18 protein-coding genes are annotated in these 21,149 nt (G+C 65.5%); 5 read left to right on the top strand and 13 right to left on the bottom strand.

All coding sequences use genetic code 11. The annotated features are described in order from the left end of the window. Positions 1-129 precede the first annotated feature (129 nt). The 3 genes from EDF50_RS04100 (at position 130) to EDF50_RS04090 (ending at position 3,727) form a co-directional block, all read left to right on the top strand. Complete coding sequence (locus EDF50_RS04100; RefSeq protein ID WP_123518238.1) at positions 130-1,182, top strand: LCP family protein; 1,053 nt, start codon at positions 130-132, stop codon at positions 1,180-1,182. A gap of 76 nt (positions 1,183-1,258) precedes the next feature. Beyond that, positions 1,259-2,512, top strand: a complete 1,254-nt coding sequence (locus EDF50_RS04095; RefSeq protein WP_123518237.1) for a nucleotide sugar dehydrogenase — start codon at positions 1,259-1,261, stop codon at positions 2,510-2,512. 9 nt (positions 2,513-2,521) lie between these two features. Further along, positions 2,522-3,727, top strand: a complete 1,206-nt coding sequence (locus tag EDF50_RS04090; RefSeq protein WP_123518236.1) for a glycosyltransferase family 4 protein — start codon at positions 2,522-2,524, stop codon at positions 3,725-3,727. 41 nt (positions 3,728-3,768) lie between these two features. Here the strand turns inward: EDF50_RS04090 and EDF50_RS04085 are convergent, their stop codons facing one another. From EDF50_RS04085 to EDF50_RS04040, 10 genes are read right to left on the bottom strand one after another with little or no spacing between them, the layout of a single operon-like run. Next, entirely contained in the window at positions 3,769-5,016 is a 1,248-nt protein-coding gene (locus EDF50_RS04085) for an O-antigen ligase (protein ID WP_233570298.1), read from the bottom strand. Further along, entirely contained in the window at positions 5,013-6,254 is a 1,242-nt protein-coding gene (locus EDF50_RS04080; RefSeq protein ID WP_123518234.1) for a lipopolysaccharide biosynthesis protein, read from the bottom strand. The genes EDF50_RS04085 and EDF50_RS04080 overlap by 4 nt, the downstream gene beginning before the upstream one ends. Continuing rightward, positions 6,241-7,053 carry a GNAT family N-acetyltransferase gene (locus tag EDF50_RS04075; RefSeq protein ID WP_123518233.1) on the bottom strand — a complete coding sequence of 271 codons (813 nt, stop codon included), beginning with the start codon at positions 7,051-7,053 and terminating at the stop codon, positions 6,241-6,243. Before EDF50_RS04075 ends, EDF50_RS04080 begins: the two co-directional genes overlap by 14 nt. Beyond that, positions 7,050-8,192 carry a sugar transferase gene (locus tag EDF50_RS16780; protein WP_199738569.1) on the bottom strand — a complete coding sequence of 381 codons (1,143 nt, stop codon included), beginning with the start codon at positions 8,190-8,192 and terminating at the stop codon, positions 7,050-7,052. Before EDF50_RS16780 ends, EDF50_RS04075 begins: the two co-directional genes overlap by 4 nt. A 56-nt stretch (positions 8,193-8,248) precedes the next feature. After that, positions 8,249-9,289 carry a GNAT family N-acetyltransferase gene (locus EDF50_RS04065; RefSeq protein ID WP_123518231.1) on the bottom strand — a complete coding sequence of 347 codons (1,041 nt, stop codon included), beginning with the start codon at positions 9,287-9,289 and terminating at the stop codon, positions 8,249-8,251. Next, positions 9,282-10,427, bottom strand: coding sequence for a DegT/DnrJ/EryC1/StrS aminotransferase family protein (locus EDF50_RS04060; RefSeq protein WP_233570297.1), 1,146 nt, complete (start codon positions 10,425-10,427; stop codon positions 9,282-9,284). Before EDF50_RS04060 ends, EDF50_RS04065 begins: the two co-directional genes overlap by 8 nt. Next, positions 10,424-12,211: a nucleoside-diphosphate sugar epimerase/dehydratase gene (locus EDF50_RS04055; RefSeq protein WP_123518443.1), complete on the bottom strand. Its 1,788-nt coding sequence runs from the start codon at positions 12,209-12,211 to the stop codon at positions 10,424-10,426. The genes EDF50_RS04060 and EDF50_RS04055 overlap by 4 nt, the downstream gene beginning before the upstream one ends. Positions 12,212-12,222: 11 nt before the next feature. Beyond that, on the bottom strand, positions 12,223-13,197 hold the full coding sequence (locus EDF50_RS04050) for a hypothetical protein (RefSeq protein ID WP_123518230.1): 975 nt from the start codon (positions 13,195-13,197) through the stop codon (positions 12,223-12,225). Then, positions 13,197-13,835, bottom strand: a complete 639-nt coding sequence (locus EDF50_RS04045) for a low molecular weight phosphatase family protein (protein ID WP_123518229.1) — start codon at positions 13,833-13,835, stop codon at positions 13,197-13,199. The genes EDF50_RS04050 and EDF50_RS04045 overlap by 1 nt, the downstream gene beginning before the upstream one ends. Positions 13,836-13,842: 7 nt before the next feature. Then, on the bottom strand, positions 13,843-15,282 hold the full coding sequence (locus tag EDF50_RS04040) for a polysaccharide biosynthesis tyrosine autokinase (protein WP_123518228.1): 1,440 nt from the start codon (positions 15,280-15,282) through the stop codon (positions 13,843-13,845). A gap of 320 nt (positions 15,283-15,602) precedes the next feature. Between EDF50_RS04040 and fdhA the strand changes: the two genes are divergently transcribed. Both fdhA and EDF50_RS04030 read left to right on the top strand, forming a co-directional pair. Then, positions 15,603-16,823 (top strand): formaldehyde dehydrogenase, glutathione-independent, encoded by a 1,221-nt coding sequence (fdhA, locus tag EDF50_RS04035; protein WP_123518227.1) that lies wholly within the window; start codon positions 15,603-15,605, stop codon positions 16,821-16,823. A gap of 146 nt (positions 16,824-16,969) precedes the next feature. After that, the gene (locus EDF50_RS04030; protein WP_123518226.1) at positions 16,970-18,490 is read left to right on the top strand and encodes an MFS transporter; all 1,521 of its coding nucleotides are present in this window, start codon (positions 16,970-16,972) and stop codon (positions 18,488-18,490) included. A 7-nt stretch (positions 18,491-18,497) separates the two neighbouring features. On the opposite strand, the gene EDF50_RS16555 is transcribed toward EDF50_RS04030, so the two are convergent. The 3 genes from EDF50_RS16555 to EDF50_RS04020 all read right to left on the bottom strand — a co-directional run bounded on the left by EDF50_RS16555 (position 18,498) and on the right by EDF50_RS04020 (position 21,112). After that, positions 18,498-18,638 carry a hypothetical protein gene (locus EDF50_RS16555; RefSeq protein ID WP_158612618.1) on the bottom strand — a complete coding sequence of 47 codons (141 nt, stop codon included), beginning with the start codon at positions 18,636-18,638 and terminating at the stop codon, positions 18,498-18,500. A gap of 252 nt (positions 18,639-18,890) precedes the next feature. Beyond that, complete coding sequence (locus EDF50_RS04025; RefSeq protein ID WP_123518225.1) at positions 18,891-19,688, bottom strand: inositol monophosphatase family protein; 798 nt, start codon at positions 19,686-19,688, stop codon at positions 18,891-18,893. Then, entirely contained in the window at positions 19,688-21,112 is a 1,425-nt protein-coding gene (locus EDF50_RS04020; RefSeq protein WP_123518224.1) for a Fic family protein, read from the bottom strand. Before EDF50_RS04020 ends, EDF50_RS04025 begins: the two co-directional genes overlap by 1 nt. Between the last annotated feature and the right edge of the window lie 37 nt (positions 21,113-21,149).

The following is a 21,149-nucleotide window of genomic DNA, read 5'->3' as shown; positions in this document are numbered from 1 at the left end:
CGACGAACGAGCTGGTCGGGTGAGGGCGACCCCCGTTCGGGGGCGCGAGCCGAAGGCGTTGCGGCCCCTTGTTATAGTCGGGTGAGCTTTGGCCGAGATCCGTGACCAAGTGCTAGGGGAGCAAGCCGCATGAGCGACATCTTCACTCTGACGCCGGACGAGGGCGGCGGCGACGAGCCGACCCCGCAGAAGAAGCGCAAGCGGCGTCGGTCGAAGCCGGTCATCGCGCTGATCACGCTGGCGTCGGTGCTGGTCGGGGTGCTGGTGGTCGTCGGGGTCGTGGGCGGTGTCTACGCGTCGCGGTTGGCGAACTCGTTCAACGACAACGCGACGAAGATCGAGCAGGCCTTCCCCGAAGAGTCGACGCGGCCGGCGCCGGCACCCGACGGGGCGATGAACATCCTGCTGATGGGTTCGGACTCGCGGGCCGACGCGACGACGATCGACGACGCCTCGGCGTCGGACCAGCGGACCGACTCGATGATGCTGGTGCACGTCGACGCCGACCGCGAGAACGTCTATGTGATGTCGATCATGCGCGACCTCTACGTGCCGATCCCCGGTCACGGCTCGAACAAGATCAACGCCGCCTTCGCCTACGGCGGCTCGCCCTTGACCGTCCAGACCGTCGAGCAGCTGCTCGGCGTCCGCATCGACCACGTCGCCATCATCGACTTCGAAGGTTTCAAGGGCATGACGACGGCGCTGGGCGGGGTCGACGTGTTCTCGCCGCAGGCGTTCTCGACCAAGGCTGGTTTCTCGTACGTTGCTGGCCTCAACAAGCTGGAGGGCGACGCTGCACTGGCCTTCGTCCGAGAGCGCTACGCGTTCGCCGATGCCGACTTCACGCGGGTGAAGAACCAGCAGGCGTTCGTCAAGGGCCTGGCCAACACGATCCTGAGTAGGTCGACCTTGACCGACCCGGGCAAGGTGTCGGCTTTCGTTACGGCCATGTCGCCCTACCTCACCGTCGACAAAGAATTCGACATAGGAACGATTGCCTCGCTCGGCGTCAGCCTGCGATCGATCGACGCGTCGAAGATGCACTTCTTCACCGTGCCGACGGCCGGCACCGGTTCAATCGGCGGGCAGTCCATCGTGAACGTCGACCAGCCCGGCCTCGACGCTGTCAAGGCCGCCTTGGCCAACGACTCCCTCAATAGTGTGCCTATCGCACAATGACCTTCGTTCCTCGATTTCACACATCCCCAATCTCATGTGACGGCCGCGCGCAGTCGAACCTAAAGAGAGCTTTAATATGAAGACCGTCGTCGTTGGCCAGGGTTACGTTGGCTTGCCCGTTGCCATGAGAGCCGTCGAGGTCGGTCATGACGTTGTCGGCATCGATCTCGACCGCAACCGCGTTGGGCTGCTGAAGGCCGGTTCGTCCTATGTTGACGACATCTCGGACGAGACCCTCGCCGAGGCAACCGGCGGCGGCCGGTATCTCGCGACCTTGGACTACGCCTACGCGGAGGGATTCGACGTAGCAGTCATCACCGTGCCGACACCTTTGCGGGATTCGTTGCCCGACTTGAGCTTTATTGAGCAGGCTGCAGCGTCTCTCGCCCCTTTCATAAGAGGCGGGTCGACCGTCGTCCTCGAATCCACGACGTATCCAGGGACTACCGACGAGCTACTCGTACCGATCCTTGAGTCCGGGTCGGGTCTCGTTGCAGGCGTCGACTTCTTTGTGGGCTACAGCCCTGAGCGCATTGACCCCGGGAACAAAACCTGGGGTTTCCGTGAAACACCAAAAGTCGTTTCGGGAATGAACCCCGAATCGCTTCTAGAGGTTCAGGCTTTTTACTCTCAACTGGTTGATTCGGTTGTGCCTGTGTCGGGCACCCGAGAGGCCGAACTAACGAAGCTTCTCGAAAACACCTTCCGCCACGTCAACATCGCTTTGGTCAACGAGTTGGCGATTTTCGCCCACCAGTTGGGTGTCGATGTGTGGGAGTCGATTGACGCCGCGTCCTCTAAGCCTTTCGGCTTCATGAAGTTCACTCCTGGCCCTGGTGTGGGCGGCCATTGCCTACCCGTCGACCCTAGTTATCTGTCGTGGCAGGTGCGAAAGCAGCTTGGTAAGAGCTTCCGTTTCGTCGAACTCGCGAACGACGTAAATGACCACATGCCCGACTACGTGGTCCAGCGAGCGATGACCATGCTTAACGACCGCTCGAGGGCTGTTCGGGGGGCGCGTATCGCGCTCGTGGGACTCGCCTACAAGCCGAACACGGGTGACATTCGAGAGGCGCCGTCGGCCCGCGTAATCGAACTTTTGACCGCATTGGGCGCGGACCTTGGAGGGCTTGACTCGCACGTTGAAGAACACCGTTGGCCCCAGGGCGTCGAGCGCCTCTCAACACTGCAGGACGCTATGGCCGGCGCAGATCTGGTCATCGTGCTGACTCATCACGCAGACGTAGACCTCGAGGCCCTCGTCGCAGAAGGCGTCCCAGTCTTTGACGCAAGAAATGTGCTCACTGGGCCCAGCGTCCAGCGCCTCTAGACGACGACCATGCGCATTATCTACCTGCATCAATACTTTAGGACGCCGACCGAAAATGGTGGTGTTCGCTCTTACCATTTTGCCCAGGCTCTCCGACATGCCGGCCACGACGTCGAGATGGTCACCAGCGATCGCAGTTTGGGCGCCCCGGGCTATGCGCATCGAATGGTCGACGGTATCTCCGTGCACTACTTCGGCGTTCCATATCAGAGCGACATGGGCGTGGCTCGGCGACTAGTTTCGTTCGCATCTTTCGCTGTTCGCTCGGCCCGGCGAGTCCGGAAGCTCCGGGGCGACGCGATCGTGGCGACGAGCACCCCACTGACTATCGTGATACCTGCGCTATGGGGCCTGGCGTTTCGGCGCACGAGATTTGTGTTTGAAGTGAGAGATCTCTGGCCGTCGGTACCCGTTGCGATGGGGGTCCTCCGCAACCGACTGTTAATCCTGGCCGCGGAGTCGCTCGAACGACTGGCATACCGGAAGGCCGATGTCGTCGTGGCTTTGTCGCCCGGCATGGCGGACGGCGTGCGCGCAAAGGCCCCACTCCACAAGAAGATCGTTGTTGTGCCGAACATTGCTGATGTTGAGATGTTCGGTGCCGGCGACGAACCCAGTCCTGACCCCTTCGAGGGCGACAGTCGGTTGACGGGCCGTCGCTTAGTCATGTACTGCGGGGCGTTCGGTCGAGTAAATGGCCTCGACTACATGGTAGAACTAGCCGCGGCTTCGGCGAGAATCGGATCGGAGTTGGTCTTCGTCGCTGTGGGCGAAGGAGCCGAGAAAGCCAGGGTGATCGAGAGGGCTCAAGAGCTCGGCGTGCTCGACACAGCGTTCGTCGCGCTGCCCGCCGTGGGAAAGAAGGATCTACCTGTGCTTCTGGCCCGAGCGTCCTACGGATCTTCCTGGGTTATAGACGTACCCGCCTTGGAGAACAACAGCGCTAACAAATTCTTCGATACGTTGGCAGCGGCTCGGCCTGTCCTTCTCAACCACGGCGGTTGGCAAGCGGAGATGCTCGAATCGCGGGGGGCTGGGTTGTCACTTAGTCGCGACCCCGGTCGTGCTGCCGTTCAGCTCGAGAGGTTTGATCGCGACGTGCATGCTCGGGACCAAGCTGGCGTAGCTGCAAGACGTGTGGCTGAAGGCGACTTTTCCTTGCCAATTCTCTCGGCAACTTTCGTGCGAGAGGTCGAAGGATCGAGCGAGAATTAGCAGTTGTGCAGGCCCTAACGGGATGCCGCCACCACTGCCAGTCACAAAGGCGTGATGCGAGGAAGGGACTTCGCGGAGTTGTTTAGCTTGGCCCGCCCCCTTTCGGGACTCCCGGCCGCAGCGGAAGCGGAAGACAATGCAGCTATAGCGAAGAACCAGATGAAGCGAGAGTCGTAGTAGTCGCCCGAGAACATCGAACTCACGAGCATAAACAAGCTTGCGAGCCAGGCGCAAAGAGTGACGGCAGTTAGGGGGCGCCCTCTTAGGAGGCACGTTGCTACGAACGTCAATGGTAAGAGCAAGAGTACGAGGCCGATCAGTCCGCCCTCAGCCGCAGCGGCGAGGAAGAGGTTGTGGGGGTACTCGAGACCAGCATACTGGCCTACGAGGCCGTAGTAACCATCGAGGCCGACGCCGATGAACGGGTGCTGCCTGAAGAGGTCGAGAGCTGCTGCGACTATCTCGCTCCTGCCCGAACTGTATCCGTCAACGAGGGTCAGAAGCACGACTCTTTGCTCGAAGACCCTGGTCAGTGCGCTACCGAAAGCGATGAAGCTGATCACACCACCACCGAGGACGAGAACGGAGAACCCGAAGGATCGCCGCCAGCCGAGCCTTTTGAACAGGGCCGGGACAGCGATGACGGCAATGGACGCCGCCGCTACAAGTCCACCCCGACTGCCCGACAAAACTGCGCCTGCGGCGAAGATCGGGAGCAGCCCAAGCACCAACACGTTAAGAGTTCTCAGGTGGATAAGGAGCGCGGCAATAGCGCCCAATCCCATAATGCGCACGAATACATTGGGTCCGCCGCCAAAGGCCGAATAGCGCCCCTGATCACCCGGCCCTGCAGCAACTGCCCCGAGGAAGTACACCACCGCAATGACGAGTATTACCTTCCACAAAAATAGCCAATCGCGCGAGTCGAAGTGGACGAGCGTAACCAACGTGCATAAGAGGAAGACCGCGAGGTAGCCGATGTCCGCGACATATTCATCCAGACGTGCCCCAGTAGGTGCCCACGCTGCCCCGAGCAATAGCCACGCGAACCAGAGGGATAGCAGTAGGAGAAAGCGCGATGGGACGCTGCGACGGACGGTCGGCCTGGTCGTGGACAGCAGCAGAGTCGCCAGGCACGCTGCAATGGCGAAGACCATTCGAATGTCGAGGACGGCCAAGGTGGGAGAAAAGCGGGCGAGGTCGAAGCGACCTGCGATGAGTCCAGTGAGGAGGACCATGCTGCTCACGCGCTGGGGCGCAGTCGACCTGATCGGTGCGATGCTCATCATCGTACTGCCTGGATAAGTCGACCGAGAGCGACGAAAAAGCACACGGAATAGCCCGCCAGTGAGCCCCATGCGGCCCCTTCCGCCCCGTGGGTCGGGATTAGAAGGAGGTACAGCCCGACTGACACGACCATGCCAATGAGCTCACTGAGCGATACAGCAGTATTCCGTCCTCTGCTCACAAGGTGTCCCTGCAGAACTCGGCTCAAAGAATATACAACACCAGCCATCCCGAGGGGGATGATCAAGGCGAGAGACGGCGCGTAGGATTCCGAAAGGAAATATATGATGATAGCGGCTGACGCGAGTCCCATGGCGACACTCATCGCGACGGCGAAGGCAGCTGTTCGAGCGACTGACGTAAAAATCTGGCTCCCATTTGGATTGTCCGTTCGCCATCTCTTCAGGGAGGCGTCTACCCAGTTCTGCACTGGCCAGCTAGCGAGTTCCATGACGCTGGCGACAACTATGTAGAGACCTAAAGCCTCGGAGCTGGCCAGGACCGGAAGGAGAAGCCGATCGGAGCGAAGCATCGCCGTATTGCCAAAGGACGCCGGAAGCAGGCGAAGGCCAGAACGCCTCACCTCGCGAATCACAGGAGCTTTTGATGGTTCTCGCCGCCAAGCCGATCTCACAATAGGCACCACGTGCGGCAGCGAGCTCACTATATACAGTGCAAACCAAGCGAGAGGGTCATTGATGGTATTCGCAGAGAGTGTCAAGGCCCCTATGAGAAGAAAAGCTTGTCCGGCGAGACTGAAGCCAATAAATCTGATCGGCGAGCCGCTTGAAATGTAGGCCGTTCTAAGGAACCGCACGAACTGGTTGCTGATTACAAAGAAACCAAGGCCGGCGATGAGAACCGCGATCTCGGTCTCTCCCAGGCCGTAGGTCGCGCCGGAACTGAGGAACATGACACCCGTCAGGATGGCCGCAGGCCTCATGAGACGAACAAGATCCGCGCTTGCTACGTCAAAGGAATCCGCACCGCGCGCGGCGTAGGGTCTCTCGATCCCAAGCAACGCGAGCGTGGTGAGTACGTACCCGATCTGTAGCCAGAACGCCAAATCGCCTCGGCCCGTTGGGGCCATACTCGCAGCGGCTAGGAGACCAACAAGAACGGCGACGCCAGCCGTGACAATCTGGGCACCCTGGAGAACGAGCGTAACCTTCGAACCTGCCACGAAAATCTCGACGCGGCTCCGGAACCTGCCGGGTCGATGGGGCTCAATCCTCGTCATGATACTGAGTTTCCAGTTTGGTTTCAGAGCTCGGACCAGATGGGTTGGCCTGTGGTGAAACGGTGAGCACCCTGCGTTCAGATCGCACGATCACCTCGTGCGGTACAGCAGGCATGGTGTTCGAATCGAAAGTCCCGAAAGCGATCTTCATTTGGGGGAACGACGCTCTAACACGCGCAAGTTGCCTGTCGTTCTCGAACGTCGACGTATTAAAGCATCGAAGAACCCGATGACCAATCCGGCCAAAGCGCTCGGGAGAGCTACCTGATTCGGTCAAGAATTCTGAGAAGCCGTAAGTGTCGAATGCTGCCTGCTGGACGGAAAAGGCACCGATTGCCTCTGGGACGGTAGCCTCTGGCAATTCTCTCGTTGCCCATGTGGTGACCGGCCCGTGTGAGAATCCGATTTTCTCGTACAGAGCATTTGCTGCCACATTCGACGTAAAAACATCCAGGGTGAGAGTTGTCATGGGCTCAGCGCTAAGGAATTTATGGATCAATGAGCTGGCCAGACCCCTACCGCGTGCCCAGGATGCGACAGCGAGGTAGGACAAGAATCCTTGACCTGAAGACATTAGGCGAAAATCTGCATAGCCCGCGATCCGGCCCGAGATTGTCACCACATAGACCCTGTGATGGCCATGCATGTGCGGATAGAGGAACGGAAGCGACATGAAGCGTGACGCGCCGCGTTGGGCCTGGGTGAGGAAAGGATGCAGATCAGGGTCGAAAGATTCAAGGAAAAGTCGGGCGATGCTCGGTACATCTTCCAGGACAGCGGGGCGTACCGACGGGATCATCGGTGTCCTCCACTGATAATCCGGGACTTTCGTTCTTCGTCGAGGTCCTTCATGATCGAGACTGGGTCGACGACGACACCTGAACGCTCGAAGACTCGAACCAGCGTCGCAACGATTAGGCGGGCGTCCTTGCGAAGTGAGAGCTTCTGCACGTAGGACACATCGAATGCAAGTCGGTCGTCCCAGGTGGTCGTGTTTCTGCCAGACACCTGGGCCAGCCCGGTGATGCCGGGTCTCACATCCAGGCGTTGCAGTTCTGTCTCGGTGAACCAAGGGATGTACCGGAAGAGAAGTGGCCGGGGGCCGACGAACGACATCTGCCCGGACAAGACGTTCACCAGGCTCGGCAGTTCGTCAAGACTCGTCGCCCGGAGAAAACGTCCGTAGGGAGTAAGCCGGAGGGCGTCGGGAAGGAGATCACCCTGGTTGTCCGTCGCCTCGGTCATGGTCCTGAACTTGATCATCTGAAAAGGCTGGCCGTATAGCCCTGGTCGGGTTTGACGGAACAGCACAGGGCGACCAATGAACGTTGCTGTTGTCGACGCTAGAACCACGAGTGGAATCGAGGCCAGGACGATCACGGCGGCACTGCCGACGACATCGAGGGCGCGCTTCGCGCTCATTCGCCAGGGCTTCTGAGGCCGCGCGCGTTCAAGGGTTCGGAGAAGATGAGCCGCGTCGTGCCAACGGGTCTCGCGCGGCGTGCTTCCGTTCGTGACGTACCCCGATCCGGCGCCGTCGATTCCGACCCGTGCCACGATATCGGCCTTGCCCATTGGCACCCGGAGGTCCTTGAGACACGTGCTCGGTGTAGGAGTGTCCACAACGACCCGGCCGGCAGACCGTACCGCAAGGCGCAGAATTAGTCCCGTTATTCCACCTGGCATAGCTACAGCGGTGTCAGTCCAGACCACGTACGGAACGTTCCTTGCCTTGTGGAGCGTCAGTGCCTCGACGCTGGTCGCGAGGTCAGCGCCTCGGACCAGGACCACGTCTGGGGCAGGGCGAATTATCGCCTTGATAACCCGCTTGACGATTAGGAACTTGACACGGAGAGGAGGATTGGATCTGTTGTCGTCACATCTACCCCGCACCCTTACCTCGACGTGATGGCCAAGTTGCCGCAGCCCTTGAGTCATGCGCTCAATTTCATCTGGGGAGACGCTAGGGCGCCCCCCGACAAGCATTCGTATCTTCATTGTTGCTCCGCACGGTATGCCGGAAAGAAGGATGTGTCTGTGATGGCTCGCTGCGCCGCCAAGCGATCGTAGGCTCGGGAGTCAACGATCCTTTGACCCGTAAAAAATTTGTGGGCCCCGTCAGACGCGAACGAGAGCTTGTAGCGCTCGATGCCGTCTCCTGGTGCTGCACCGCCTCCCAGGACAAATTCTGTGGCGCCCCTGGCCATGCCCCAGGTCATTACGCTGTGTTTAAGCAGGTCGTTAGGACGGAGGGCGAAAGCCGATTCATCGGAGCCTCCGAGGTAGGAATAGAGCCTGTTTCGCCCGGTCAAGACGAGCTCTGTTGACACTAAGGTGCCGTCGACGTCGGCGTGGAAGAAGACAAAGGAGCCGCTCATCTCGTCGCGGATGCGCTCAAAGAAGCGTCGCCCGAAGAGATAGCGCTCGTGCGCACCGCGACGTTCCATCGTGCCCTCGTAGATGGCGAGAAACTCCTCGAGGCGTTCTCCCTCGGTGTCGACGCTGATCTCGACCCCCGATCGACGGGCCTTGTTGACGCTCTTCCGTACCTTGTGCTCGAAGTCCATCCATAGAGCGTCGGGCTCCAGGTCGAGAGTGCGGACGACCGTCGTCGATCGGTGGTGCAGCTGCCCGGGGTAGGCGATGTCAAGTGGGTCCGGGGACGTGCTGAACCGGAGGAACTCCGACACGACGCCCTGGCCGGTGCACCATGCGGCGAAGCCGGCCCAGAAGTCGCGCCAGCGGTCCATCGTGACCTCGCCGCTCGTGAACGGGCCGCCGTAGCCATAGGCCGACGTCACGTCGCGATGCCTGGTGCCGTCGATGGCACGGAGGACGAAGGGCAGCAAGATCGAGCCGCCGTTCCAGGTGAACACGGCGCAGTGAGCGGCGTCGCTCGGGCCGGCGAAGAGGTCGACGTGTGTGGGGTGGCCGAACGGGTCCGCGTCGTCACTCGCGGCCCAGGCGCTCAGCCAGGCCGCGAGTTGTTCGGGCTCACGACGATCGAGGACTTCGAAGGACGCGAGCTCAGGCACGCCCGCCGGCCTCTCCCATGACGATTGAGAGCGCGGCGAGAACGCGATCCACCTCGGCCTCGGAGAGTGCTGAGCCACTCGGGAGAGTGAGCCCCCGCCGAAACAAGGACTCGGACGCACCGTTGGTCCGCTGCCGGGCACCCTCGAAGACGGGCTGGAGGTGCATCGGCTTCCAGAGCGGTCGTGACTCGATCTGGTCTTCGGCAAGGACCCGGGAGATCTCGGCGGTGCTGTAACCGGTCGTGGACTCGTCGACGAGGATCGATGTCAACCAGCAGTTGTCACCTGCGTCGTCGGTTGCCCCGAACAACTCGACGCCGTCGATGCCGGCGAAGAAGGCCCGGTAGCGATCGCGAACGGCGCGTCGGCGAGCGATCATGTCGTCCAGCCGGGAGAGCTGGGCTCGGCCCAGTGCCGCGAGCAGGTTGCTGAGACGGTAGTTGTAGCCGATCTCGGTGTGCTCGTAGTGGGTGACGGGCTGCCGCGCTTGGGTCGACAGGTATCGCACCCGTGTCGCGAGATCCCCGTCGTCGGTGAGCAACATGCCCCCGCCGGAGGTCGTCATGATCTTGTTGCCGTTGAACGACACCACCGATGCGTCACCGAACGACCCCGCGGCACGGCCGACGTGGGTCGCGCCGAGCGATTCTGCCGCGTCGGACAGCACGCGTGATCCGTGCTCGTCCGCGAGCTCGAGGATGCTCGTGTAGTCCACGGCCTTGCCCAGCAGATCGACGGGCACGACGACGGGGACGCGAGCTCCTTCGGCTCGGAGTTCGTCGAGGACCTCACCGAGGAGGCCGGGGTCGATGTTGCCCGTCTCCGGGTCGCAGTCGACAAAGTAGGGCGTCGCGCCCGTGTACGCGATGGCATTCGCCGTAGCCGCGAAGGTCATCGTGGACGTCGGGACCACGTCGCCCGGCCCGACACCCCAGGCGACCAGGGCGACGTGCAGTGCTGCGGTGCCCGAGCTGAGCGCGACACCGTGGTCGACTCCCACGCGCGCGGCCACGTCGCGCTCGAAGCCGTCGACGTCGGGGCCGAGCGGGGCGATCCACCCTCCGCGCATGGCGGCGACGACGGCCTGCTCCTCGAGCTCGCCGACGTCGGGCGAGCTCATGTAGATGCGTTCTGTCACTCCGGGACTTCCTGTGTCGAGTTCAGTGCGAGAGCGGCGGTCCACGGGCCCACGTCGGCGTGCACACCGTCGAGCTGCGACGGGTGCAGAGCCGGCACGGTCGTGTGCGAGATCTTCGGGTGAACGGGGCGGTTGTCGCTCTCGCCGAGGCCGACGAGCTCCTCATGCATCTTCTCGCCCTCGCGCAGGCCGGTGTAGACGATGCCGATGTCGCGGCCCGACATGGCGATCATGCGTTCGGCGATGTCGAGGATCTTCACCGGCTCGCCCATGTCGAGGATCAGCACCTCGCTGGGGGCGCCGATGCCACCGGCCTGGACGACCAGATGGCACGCCTCGGGGATCGTCATGAAGAACCGCGTCACGTCGGGATGCGTGATGGTCAGTGGACCACCGGCTTCGATCAGCGAGGTGAACACCGGCAGCATCGACCCCCGGCTGCCGAGGACGTTGCCGAACCGCACCGACAGGTAGCGGGCGCCGGTCTCGTCCGCCGCCCAGGCGGTCAACCGCTCGGCGAGACGCTTCGAGTGGCCGAGCACGCTCGTCGGGTTCGCGGCCTTGTCGGTCGAGATGTTGACGAACGTCGTGACGCCGACTGCCTTGCTCGCGTCGAGCACGTTCTGCGTGCCCAGCACGTTGGTCTTCCAGGCCTCGTCGGGATACTGCTCGAGCATCGGCAGGTGCTTCAGCGCGGCCGCGTGGAAGACCACCTCGGGCCGACGGTCCGCGAAGATCGCTCGCAGCGCCTCCGGGTCCCTGATGTCGGCCAGCACGACCTCTTTCGTGTCGAGCAGGCCGTTGCCCGAGATCGACAGCTGCGACTGCTGCAGCCCGGTCTCGTCACGGTCGAGCATGATCAGCTCGGCCGGCCCGAACTTGGCGATCTGACGGCACAGCTCGCTGCCGATCGATCCACCGGCCCCGGTGACGAGCACGCGTTTGCCGGCGAGATAGCCCGCGATCGACTCGACCTGCGTGTCGACCGGGTGACGTCCGATGATGTCCTCGATCGCGATGTCGCGCACGTCGCCGAGTCGCGACTTGCCCTCGAGGATCTCGTCGAGCAGGGGCAGCACCATCACGCGCAGACCGGCCTCGGCCGCTCGATCGGTGATGTCCTGCAGCAGAGGGGCGTCGGCCTTGGCGATGCCGACGATGATGGCCTTCGCGCCGCTGCGCTCGGCCGCGGCGACCAGGTCGTGCCGGGTGCCGAGGACGCGGACGCCCTCGATGCGCAGAGCCGCCCGCGTGGGGTCGTCGTCGATCAGGCCGACCGGGAGGTACGGCGAGTCGGGGTCGGTCAGCATCCGCCGGATGAGGTGGTTCGCCAGACGGCCCGCGCCGAAGAGAAGGGTCGGCTGGGCGTCCTCACCAGGACGGTGCTGACCGTCGACGTAGAGACGAGCCACGTAACGCAGCGCTCCCATGAAGACGAACGCGACCGGCACGGCGATGAACATCGTGCTGCGCGCCAGCATGATCTGCGTGCCGATCACCAGCACCGGAACTCCCACGACGAGTCCGGTCACGACCACGACTCTCATGATCGCTCGCACCTCCGCGAAGCTGCCCGGGACGAACCGACGGCGATAGAGGCCGGTGACGTAGCCCAGGGCTGCGCCGAGCAGGACGGTGACGGCGGCGACGCCGAAGACCGCACCCCACGTCACGGTCTCATAGGAGAAGTCGTACCGCAGAGACACCGCGAAGACGATTGCGACGAACCACGAGACCGCGTCGAGCACGACCTGCAGGCCGGTGCGGCGTGCAGGTGACGCCATGAAGCGATCGATCACCAGGTCACCCCGCCGTCGGCCGACACGAGCACGTCGTCGCCCGCCCACAGCCACACCGAGCCTCCGCCACCGGACAGGGCCACCGATCCCGGGGTGTCGGACGACGCCGGAGCACACCCGACACGGGTCGAGGTCGCCCCCGCGGTCGTCGCCGGCGAGTCGACGGCGGTCCCGTCGCAGTCGACCGCGCCGACCGAGGCCACGAGGAAGCGGCCCGACACCGCGGTGACCGCGACGGCGCCGTCGACGACGGTGCCCGCGTCCCAGGTGCTCGCGCCGTCACCCGTGCGGAAGAACCGTCGATCGCTGCAGAGCACCCCGGCCTGGGCGTCGCTGACGACCGCGAGGTCGACGACGGCCGGACACGGCGCCTCGTGGTCGCCCGACGGGGAGTGCACGACGTCCGGAGCGGTCCGCGCGACGTACCATGACGCCGCCAGACGCTCGGGGTAGTTCCGGTACTCGGCACCGCCGGAGAAGGTCTGCGAGAACGCCGGCGTGCATGTCGAGCCGGACGGTCCGACGACGAAGGCGCTCGCGGCGTCCGTCGCCTGGAGCCTGTCGACGCCTGCGGGCGAGCCGGTCGTCGACACCGACGAGGGTGCCCAGGCATCGCCCGCCGACGTGGTCAGTTCGAGCGTCGGGGTCGTCCCCGGCGTGCCGGGCGTGCACGTGCCCGCCTCGGCCCGCCAGGCGGTGTCGGCGTCGACCGCCGACAGCAGGCGGGTGGGGGGCACGGCCTCGGCCACGGCGGTCGGCGTCTCGGTGGGTTCCGGCTCGGCGGTGGTCTCGACCGGGACGGGAGCCGGGCTGGCCGCAGGCTGCGCGTCGGCAGCCAGACCGGACGGTTCGCGGGTCAACGCGAGCGCGACGAGACCGAGGTCGACGAGGACGAAGGCGCTGATCCCCACGATGGCCAGGCGGCGGCGGGCCCGGGCTCGCGAGCCCCTCTTGCGACGTGCGTCCGGCATCAGCGCCCACCCCCGTCGAGCGCGGCGGCACGGGTCAGCAGGTCGACGAGCACGTCGGCGGCGGGCACCAGCTGACGCCCCGATTCGGCGAACGTCTCGTCCGACCGACGGTACGGGTCGACCACGTCGTCGTCGAGCGGATCGTCCGGGGCCTCGACCGAACCCCGGCGCGAGGCCAGCAGGGCGACGGTGGCCCGCAGTCGGTCGGCGGTGGCCGACGCGTCCGAGGGCAGGGCGTCGGCCAGCTGGGCGTCGGTCACGTCTCGGGCGAGGCGTGCGGCCTCGCGCAGCGTGAACGTGTAGCGGCTGGCCCGCGGGTGCATCGAGACCACGGCCCGGCGGTGCTCGCGAGCGAGGGCGATCACGAGGTCGGCGTCGCGGACGTCTCGTTCGAACAGGAAGCGCGCCCGGTGCTCGTCGGGCTCGAGGTCGAACGACCGGGCCAGGGCCCGGGCCTGGTCGGGCATCACGTCGTCGTCCACGGCCATCGTGCCGGCGCTCGACACGGTGACGTCGTCGAGCGACGAGAGACCGCGACGCAGGTACAGCTCGGCCAACGGCGATCGACAGATGTTGCCGGTGCAGACGGTCAGCAGCGAGAAGGTCGTCGACGTCGGGCGGGGGATCACGAAGGACATCCCGGGCCTACTTCGCCGAGCGTGAGCTCGTCTTGGGAGCGACAGGCAGGTCGCCCACGCCCGCCTCGGGAGCGTCCTGCTCCATGCCGTAGTACGCGCCGTAGTTGCCGTACCCGTACGCGTCCGGTCCCTTGGTGGGCAGCATGGTCAGCACGATGCCGTGCACCCGGCTGCCGATGTGCTCGAGGTTGCGTAGCGCCGACTGCAGCTCGTTGCGGGTCGTGCGTCCCGCGGCCGAGACGACGATCGCCCCACCGGTCAACTTGCTGAGGATCGCCGCGTCGGTGACCGGCAACAGCGGAGGCGCGTCGATCAACACGTAGTCGAACGACGTCGTGAGCGACTCGATGAGCGACGACATGGCCTTCGAGCCGAGCAGCTCGCTCGGGTTCGGGGGAACGCGGCCGGCCGGCAGCACGTACATCGTGCCGCGCCCCCAGGGCTGCAGCACGTCCTGCAGGTCGGCACGGCCGATCAGCACGTCGGTCAAGCCGACGACGCCCTCGAGGCCCAGCGTGTCGGCCAGGCGGGGCAGACGCAGGTCACCGTCCACGACGGCGACGGTGGCGCCGGTCTCGGCGAGGGCCACCGCGAGGTTGGCCGTCGTGGTCGTCTTGCCCTCTCCGGGCAGCGACGACGTGACGACGAAGCAGCGACTGGCCGACTCCACGTTGACGAACTGCAGGTTCGTGCGCAGGGTGCGGAACGACTCGGCGCGCGGGTTGCGGGGGTCGACGTGCACGATCAGCGGGTGCTTCTTGGCCCCGGGGTCGTAGCTGATGCCGCCGACGATGGGCGCGTCGGTGACGAGCTCGACGTCGTGCGAACCGTGGATGCGGGTGTCGAGCGTGCTGCGCAGCACGGCGGCTCCGACGCCGAGGGCCAGGCCGATCAACAGGCCGAGGCCCAGGTTGAGCGCGGTGCGGGGGGTCGCGGGTGCCGAGGCGACCGACCCGGGGACGATCGTGGCGATCTTGACCAGGCTCGCGCCTCCGTCCGCGGGCGTCTCGAGCTCGTTCACGACCACGTCGGTCAGGGAGGTGCCCACCGCGTTGGCGACGTCGGCCGCCCGCTGGGCGTCGGTGTCGGTCACGGTGATGTTGATCAAGACGGTGTTCAGGGGGGAGTCGGCGGTGATCTGACCGGCCAGCGCCGCGGCCGTCGTGTCGAGGCCGAGCTGGTCGATCACCGGGTCGAGCACGGCGTCGCTCGTCACGACGTCGACGTACGACCGCACCTTCTGCTGAGCCGCGCTGCTGCCCTGGACCGCGTCGCCCGTGGTCGACGAGTCCTGCGCCTGCACCGAGACGAACAGCCGGGTCGACGACACGTAGGTCGGCGTGGCCAGGATCGAGGCGAGGGCTCCCGCGGCGACGCCGGCGAGCGTGAGGGCGGCGATGAAGATCCAGCCCTTGCGGAGAATGCGGATGTAGTCACGGAGTTCCACGTGGCTGGATTCCTGTCCTGATCGGGAGCGAGCACCGTGGCAGGTACCCGGGCAGACACCGCGCGGACCATGCCTCCCGGCACCCTGATGGCTCCCCACGGCTCTACGCCGGAACCCATACTCACACACGGGACGCCCAGACGGGGTACATATGTTGTTCGATCCCGAAAAGTGGCCCCCGAAGAGGGGTGCATCCCGACACCCGTCGTCGAGAGAGCACCCTGGACGCTCGCTGGGATTCGAACGTGCCGCCCGCCGCGCGCAATAGCCTGCCGACGACGGGCACGCCCCGTGCTCGCACGTGATCAAGGAGGATCACCATGGCAACGAATCACGCGGTCGCCTACAAGGGCCCCGGCCAGGTCGAGGTCATCGACACCGAGTACCCGACCTTCGAGCTGAAGGACGGGCCAGGCGTCAACCCCGCGAACGTCGGCCGCAAGGTCAACCACGGCGCGATCCTGCGCACGATCGCCACCAACATCTGCGGCTCCGACCAGCACATGGTCCGCGGTCGCACCACGGCCCCGACGAATCTCGTCCTCGGCCACGAGATCACCGGCGAGGTCGTCGAGGTCGGCCCCGACGTCGAGTTCATCAAGGTCGGCGACATCGTCTCGGTGCCCTTCAACATCGCCTGCGGCCGCTGTCGCAACTGCAAGGAACGCAAGACCGGCATCTGCCTCAACGTCAACCCCGACCGCCCGGGCAGCGCCTACGGTTACGTCGACATGGGCGGCTGGGTCGGCGGCCAGGCCGAGTTCGTGCTCGTGCCCTACGCCGACTGGAACCTGCTGAAGTTTCCCGACCGCGACCAGGCCATGGAGAAGATCCTCGACCTGGCGATGCTCTCCGACATCTTCCCGACCGGGTTCCACGGCGCCGTCACCGCGGGCGTCGAGGTCGGCTCGACCGTCTACGTCGCCGGAGCCGGCCCGGTCGGCCTCGCCGCCGCCACGGGAGCCCTGCTGCTCGGTGCCAGCGTCGTCATCGTCGGCGACATGAACGCCGACCGCCTCGCCCAGGCCCGCAGCTTCGGCTGCGAGACCGTCGACCTGACCAAGGGCGAACCGGGCGAGCAGATCGACCAGATCCTCGGCGAACCCCTCGTCGACTGCGCGGTCGACGCCGTCGGCTTCGAGGCGAAGGGCCACGGAGGCGGATCGGGTGACGAGGCACCGGCCACCGTGCTCAACTCGCTCATGGACATCACCGCGGCGGGCGGCGCCATGGGCATCCCGGGGCTCTACGTCACCGGCGACCCGGGCGGCGTCGACGCCGCGGCCCAGAAGGGCTCGCTGTCGCTCAGCCTCGGCACCGGTTGGGCCAAGTCGTTGTCGTTCACCACGGGCCAGTGCCCGGTGATGAAGTACAACCGGCAGCTGATGATGGCGATCCTCCACGACCGCACGAGCATCGCGAAGAACGTCCACGCCCAGGCGATCAGCCTCTCGGACGCCCCGCGCGGCTACGCCGAGTTCGACCAGGGCGCCGCCACGAAGTACGTCCTCAACCCGAACGACCTGATCAAGGCGGCCTAGCGGTCGTCGCCCCCCGCGCCTCCTCGGCTCTCGGTCCCCTGAACCGGCAGAGCCCAGGAGGCGCGGGTCGGCCCAGCCGGGGCCGCTCCGCCCCACAGGCGCTCGCGTCGCCGCACGCCGTGCACGGTGTATGACGGAACGATCCCATGACGAAGACATCCGACACACCTGCCTCGGGAGGCGCCGACGCCGCCCGCCCCGCCTCCACCGACCGCACGGAGGAGGACCGCCAGAAGTGGCGCGCGTTCGCCGTCTGCGTCGGCGTCGCCGCCCTGACGATCCTCGACCTGTCGAAGGTCAACGTCGGACTGCCCAGCATCGAGGCCTCGCTCGGCGCCGGGCCCACCGCGCTGCAGCTGATCGTCGCCGGTTACGCGCTCGCCTTCGGCCTGTCGCTCGTGCCGTCCGGCCGCCTCGGCGACCTCAAGTCACGCCGCATGATGTTCGTCATCGGCCTGAGCTCGTTCACCATCGCCAGCCTGCTCTGCGCCCTCGCCCCCACCATCGAACTGCTCGTCGCCGCACGCATCCTGCAGGGCGTCGCCGCAGGCATCCAGATGCCCCAGGTGCTGGGCCTCATCCAGCAGCTCTTCCAGGGCAAGGAGCGCGGCCGGGCGTTCGGCTTCTTCGGCGCCATCATCGGTGTCAGCACGGCGTTCGGCCCAACCCTCGGTGGCCTGCTCATCGCGATCGGCGGTCCCGAGGACGGCTGGCGGCTGCTGTTCTGGATGAACATCCCGCTCGGCCTGATCGCCATCTTCTTCGCCCTCAAGCTGCTGCCGAAGACCCGCACGGCCTCGAACGGCCACAACGAGCTCGACCTGTTCGGCATCGTGCTGCTCGGCCTGACGATCTTCACCTTGATGCTGCCGTTCGTGCTGACCACCGGCCAGGGCGACGACCCGCTGCGCTGGCTGTTCTTGATCGGCTTCGTCGGATTCGGCGCCGCCTTCGTCTGGTGGGAGCAGCGCTACAAGGCCCGGGGCAAGTCACCGGTCGTGCACTTCAGCCTGTTCTCGCTCGCGTCGTACCGCAACGGCACGCTGATCGCCACGGTGTACTTCTGCGCCCTGCCCGCGACCTTCCTGCTGACGACGCTCTACCTGCAGCAGGGACTCGGCCTCGAACCCGTCTACGCCGGCATGGTGACGATCCCCTTCGCCCTGACCAGCGCCGTCGCCGCCTTCTCCGGCGGACGCCTGGTCGACCGCTTCGGCCGCAGCCTGGTCGTGCTCGGCCTGGTCCTCGTGGCGGTGGGCTTCGTCGCCCTGCTGCTCGCGGCCGTGCTCACCCCGCGCGAGATCACGCCGTACGCCATGGGCGTCGGAATGCTGATCGCCGGCACGGGTGGTGGCTTCGTCATCTCGCCGAACCAGACGCTGACCCTGGCCGAGGTACCCGTCGAGATGGGCGGCGTCGCCGGCTCGATGGGCCAGGTCGGGCAGCGCGCCGGCACCGCCATCGGCACGGCGGCGGCGGTCTCGACGTTCTACTCGGTGATCGCCGGGGCCGGGGGAGCCGAGGGCTCGGACCTCGACGTCTACCACGAGGCCTACCGCAACGGCTTCTTCGTCACGATCGCCCTGGTGGCCGTGGCTCTCGTGCTCGGGCTGATGGACCTGCGGGCCCGCAAGAAGGGGCGCGTGGGCGAGGCGGCCGGGGCGTAGTCGGCGGTCAGAGGCGGGCGAAGGCCTCGACGACGTAGCTCGTGACGTCGACCTGACGCGTGCCCGGCAGGGCGATCGACGCGGGGTCGACCCAACCGGTGGCGGTGCTGGTGGTGGCGGAGACGGAGACGGCGGGCGTGACGAACATGGTCGGTCCTTCGGTTAGCTGGTGAGGCGGTCGGTGGCGCGGTCGGCGAGACGGTTGGCGAGGCCCGGCCGCCCGTCTCGGGGAGACGGGCGGCGGAGCCCCTGGCGCCCCTGCCCGAGATGCTCGGTGCTCCTGCTGGAGCCGGTGACGTCGTGCGACCAGTCAAGCCGCCTCGACGTCGCGTGAACATAAGCGCAGGGCTGAGTGTCCCTCCGTCGGAGGGATGAACCTCGATGCCGACGCCGACACCGGTCAGGCAGGAGGCGCGGCCACGACCCCGAGGACGGTCTCGTGCAGCAGCCCGTTCGTCGCCATCGCGGTGCCGTGCCACGGCCCGGGCCGACCGTCGGCGCTGGTGAACCGTCCGCCGGCCTCCTCGACGACGACCGCCACGGCCGCCATGTCGTAGGGCTGCAGGTCGAACTCGCCCGCGACGTCGAGCGCGCCCTCGGCGACGAGCATGTACGACCAGAAGTCGCCGTACGCCCGCGTCCGCCAGACCCGGCTCGTCAGCTCGAGCAGCTGCGGCAGGCGCCCGGCGTCGATCCAGTACTCGAGCCCGTTGAAGCTCAACGACGCATCGGCCAGGTCGCGCACGCCCGACACCCGCAGCGGCCCCTCGTGCTCGGTCGAGAACGCTCCGCCGCCCTGCGTCGCCCACCAGCGCCGCCCGAGGGCCGGTGCGCTCACGACACCCACCACGGGCACCCCGTCGACGACCAGCGAGATCAACGCCGCCCAGACCGGCACTCCGCGCAAGAAGTTCGCCGTGCCGTCGATCGGGTCGACCACCCACTGGCGGTGCGAGGGGGCGTCGTGGCCGTACTCCTCGCCGTAGAAGGTGTCGTCCGGACGCGCGGCCGCGACCCGCTCGCGGATCGCCCGCTCGACCGCCTGGTCGGCGTCCGTCACGTGCGACCGGTCGGGCTTGAGCGACACGTGCAGGTCGGCCGACCGGTACCGTTCGGTGCTGATCGCGTCGGCCAGGTCGGCCAGTTCGAGCGCGAGCGCCAGGTCGTCCGCCCACACTAAGGAGTCGTTCTCCGCCATCAGAGGTAGCCATTCTGTCGGAGGGTGTCAGCGGCAGCAGAAGCAGTTCGGGACACGAGTTCGCCGACGAGCCGTGCCGCAGTCAATTCGAGGCGGTAGGCAAGGGAGGAAGACAAGCGCGGAGCCAGATCTCGTACAAAAGCTTCCGCGACGAGCATGCCAGAACCGTCGTGAATGGCTAGGTCGGCACCTGTCGTCGTCGGACGCGCCACGCTCGCCGCGAAGTAATGTTCCAACCTTGCGCCGGCAGGTTCGGCACTCGTGACGGTCAGGATCAGGCTGGACCTGTTGCCCAGAGGCCGATAACCCTCGGGCAGGGCCGTCGGATCGTAATGAACGTTGGATTGAACGGTCACTTCCAGGGGTGCTTGGAGGTTGGCAGCGGTACACGCATCTTCCAGGGCAGCAGCAAACTCGGCCAGCAAGCGACGGGCCAGCGAATCGACCTCGTCGTGAGGCAATCCGCCAGGGCCGACGAGCGCGTCTCGGAGACGAGCCTGGACATCTTGTTCGGAGTTCGCTTTGCTGCTTCTGAACTGCTCGACGACGGACTGGATCGTGTCGATCGTGGCATCCGCGATGAACTGCTGGAACTGTCCGAACTGCCCGACATCAGCAGCTTCAAGCGCGTCGATGTAGAGGTTTTTCTGGTCTGCGAAGATGACCAGCGGCACGCCGGGCTGGCGGTAGAGGTAGATCGACGCCAGTGCACGAGACACCCGGCCGTTGCCGTCAGCGAAGGGATGGATGCATACGAACGCGTAGTGCGCATACGACGCCTGCGCCACGGGATGTGCCGATGCGAACTCGTCACTCGACAATTCGGCGATGAGTCGTGCCATCTCGGGCGGTGTGTCGAGCACCGATGCGTAGGCATGTACCGTCTCGGTCGCGATGTTGAACGGGCTGTTGGCGTGCTTCTTGTATTCACCCTTCGGCATCTCCTGTTTCTGCAGGCCGACGGCCGTCACGACCGAGTGCTCGTCCTGCGACCGGCAGATGATCTCGTGGATCGTCTTGATCAGCATCTCGGAGATCGGCGTCCGTCGAGTCGCCGCGTCGAGGACGAAGTCGTAGGCCTCGAGCGCGTCCTTGATGGCCCGCTCTGTCTGCTCATTCTTGGCCAAGTGGATGTTGTCCCACGCCGCCGCCGTTGCCGCGACCGAGAACGTGAACCCACGGTCGACCTCGTAGAGTCCCTCGATCGCTCCGGTGTCGATGGCCGCCCACTTGGTCGCGGTCTCGATCGCCTCCCTCAATGACTCGGGGTCAGCGCCGTCCTTTGCCGTCGACAGACGGGTGGCGAAGGTCGCGAACAGTCGTTCGTCCATCGAGAAGGACCGCATCCACGTTGCGAAGGACGGGAACGGCGTATACACAGCTTCGGACGAGGAGGCGCGGGTCGGCTCGGCGGCATCGGTCACCCCGTCAGCGTACCCAGCCCGCCCTGCTCGTCGGCGC

The organism is Frigoribacterium sp. PhB24 (genome assembly GCF_003755185.1).
Lineage (GTDB): Bacteria > Actinomycetota > Actinomycetes > Actinomycetales > Microbacteriaceae > Frigoribacterium.
The sequence above is the reverse complement of the archived record's forward strand: the minus strand, read 5'-3'. Positions and strand labels throughout refer to the sequence as shown.

What these genes read in the sequence shown, in the direction of transcription:
- EDF50_RS16780 (WP_199738569.1), bottom strand. Translation starts at nt 8,192, where the DNA reads ATGACTCAAGGGCTGCGGCAACTTGGCCATCACGTCGAGGTAAGGGTG.
- fdhA (WP_123518227.1), top strand. Translation starts at nt 15,603, where the DNA reads ATGGCAACGAATCACGCGGTCGCCTACAAGGGCCCCGGCCAGGTCGAG.
- EDF50_RS04095 (WP_123518237.1), top strand. Translation starts at nt 1,259, where the DNA reads ATGAAGACCGTCGTCGTTGGCCAGGGTTACGTTGGCTTGCCCGTTGCC.
- EDF50_RS04090 (WP_123518236.1), top strand. Translation starts at nt 2,522, where the DNA reads ATGCGCATTATCTACCTGCATCAATACTTTAGGACGCCGACCGAAAAT.
- EDF50_RS04100 (WP_123518238.1), top strand. Translation starts at nt 130, where the DNA reads ATGAGCGACATCTTCACTCTGACGCCGGACGAGGGCGGCGGCGACGAG.
- EDF50_RS04030 (WP_123518226.1), top strand. Translation starts at nt 16,970, where the DNA reads ATGACGAAGACATCCGACACACCTGCCTCGGGAGGCGCCGACGCCGCC.
- EDF50_RS04045 (WP_123518229.1), bottom strand. Translation starts at nt 13,835, where the DNA reads ATGTCCTTCGTGATCCCCCGCCCGACGTCGACGACCTTCTCGCTGCTG.
- EDF50_RS04080 (WP_123518234.1), bottom strand. Translation starts at nt 6,254, where the DNA reads ATGACGAGGATTGAGCCCCATCGACCCGGCAGGTTCCGGAGCCGCGTC.
- EDF50_RS04025 (WP_123518225.1), bottom strand. Translation starts at nt 19,688, where the DNA reads ATGGCGGAGAACGACTCCTTAGTGTGGGCGGACGACCTGGCGCTCGCG.
- EDF50_RS04075 (WP_123518233.1), bottom strand. Translation starts at nt 7,053, where the DNA reads ATGATCCCGTCGGTACGCCCCGCTGTCCTGGAAGATGTACCGAGCATC.
- EDF50_RS04055 (WP_123518443.1), bottom strand. Translation starts at nt 12,211, where the DNA reads ATGGCGTCACCTGCACGCCGCACCGGCCTGCAGGTCGTGCTCGACGCG.
- EDF50_RS16555 (WP_158612618.1), bottom strand. Translation starts at nt 18,638, where the DNA reads ATGTTCGTCACGCCCGCCGTCTCCGTCTCCGCCACCACCAGCACCGCC.
- EDF50_RS04050 (WP_123518230.1), bottom strand. Translation starts at nt 13,197, where the DNA reads ATGCCGGACGCACGTCGCAAGAGGGGCTCGCGAGCCCGGGCCCGCCGC.
- EDF50_RS04085 (WP_233570298.1), bottom strand. Translation starts at nt 5,016, where the DNA reads ATGATGAGCATCGCACCGATCAGGTCGACTGCGCCCCAGCGCGTGAGC.